At 40.2% G+C, this 1,641-nt stretch carries 1 protein-coding gene; it reads left to right on the forward strand.

Translation table 11 applies throughout. The features are described from left to right. Window positions 1-367: 367 nt before the first annotated feature. A complete protein-coding gene (locus GMJ66_RS05335; protein WP_156289309.1) occupies window positions 368-1,288 on the forward strand; it encodes an aldo/keto reductase in 921 nt (306 codons plus the stop codon). Window positions 1,289-1,641: the final 353 nt, after the last annotated feature.

Consider the following 1,641-nt stretch of genomic DNA (forward strand, 5'->3'; position numbering starts at 1 on the left):
TTGGCATCGATGAGACCCCTAAAGACGCGTTAGCACGAGGGGGCTCACCAGCCGCCCTAAGGTGCGCGTAGTGTATTTCCGTAGCGGTAGTATTATCTCAAATTAAACTAATTCGCATTCTGTAAAAAGCAATATTCCTTTTCGGCGGACATGTAATCTAGTCCCTATCTTATAAAACAGCTTATTTTCTATTTTACCATAAAAGTGTCCCATCAATCAGTGGTTTGCCCTCTGATGCTGTTCGTTTAACTTAATCGGGCTTTAAGATGGGGCAGTGCTTCTTCAAAAGCGACAAATCATTTGCTTTTCTTCTTCGCACTGGATGTATTAAGATAGAAAACAAATGATGAATTATAGGAGGGATATAATGAAAAAGCAACAGTTGGGCAAATCTGATTTATATATTTCCGAACTCACTTTAGGCTGCATGTCTCTTGGTACAAATAAAAATCAAGCCAAAAGAATAATAGAAAGCGCCCTTGATCAAGGAATAAATCATTTGGATACTGCTGATTTATATGATTTTGGTTTAAATGAGGAAATCATTGGTGAAGTTATACGTGATAAACGAAACAGCATCATTCTTACTACAAAAGTTGGGAACCATTTTAACAAAGAAACGAAAGACTGGTATTGGGATCCGTCAAAGGAATATATCCAAAAGGCAGTAAAAGACAGCTTACGTCGTTTAAACACCGATTACATAGATTTCTATATGCTCCATGGCGGTACCATCGAAGATCCCATATCAGAAACCATTGAAGCCTTTGAACAGTTAAAACAAGAAGGAATAATTCGTGCATATGGAATATCTTCCATCCGCCCTAACGTTATTCGAAAATATGTCGAACACTCTTCCATAGATGGAGTTATGACCCAATATAGTTTACTGGATCGCCGTCCTGAGGAAGAAACGCTTCAATTGTTACATCACAATCAAATAAGTGTACTTGCGAGAGGCCCGCTTGCAAAAGGAATGTTAAGCAATAACTCCAAAGTTCAAATTGCCAAAAAGGGAGATCAGGGCTACTTGGATTACACAACCGAGGAACTGGACGCCATTTCCAAACAGCTTTCTTATTTAGCTGGTACGACTTATAGTATCCATGAATTAGCTTTAAAATACGTTCTCAAGCACCCTGCAGTAACGACGGCTGTTTTTGGAGCAAGTTCCATCGAACAAGTTCATGAGAATACCAATCTACACCTGGAAAAAGAATTGCCTGATGAAATATATCAGCAATTAAAAGACATAACAAAACCAATTCTATACCAAAGTCATAGATAAAGTATATGACATTCAGTTAATGTACTTAATGCTTGTTAATCATTTAAGAACAAAAGCGCAAGCGCCCGTTTAGCGACGTACTGACTGCGCCCGGCCATGCCAGGTGGTTCGGTGTTGCTCTGCAAAGCGGCGGTTTTAACCGAACAGTCCCCGTAGGAGTTTAGATGATCTTGATTTTTACGAATGTAAAAATCTTAGTGAATCTTATGCTTGAAGAGCGAAAAGGAAACATGCCCCTTCATAGGGGTATGCCGACGCCTGAGCGCTGGCCCGCTTTTAGTCGGCCTTCCTAAAATAACTAAGTCGATGTTGACTTATCGTACGGAGGCGAAGGAGGTCTCACTAGTCGCTGG

The organism is Oceanobacillus salinisoli (assembly GCF_009733865.1).
Taxonomy (GTDB): Bacteria; Bacillota; Bacilli; order Bacillales; family Amphibacillaceae; genus Oceanobacillus; species Oceanobacillus salinisoli.

What these genes read in the sequence shown, in the direction of transcription:
- GMJ66_RS05335 (WP_156289309.1), top strand. Translation starts at nt 368, where the DNA reads ATGAAAAAGCAACAGTTGGGCAAATCTGATTTATATATTTCCGAACTC.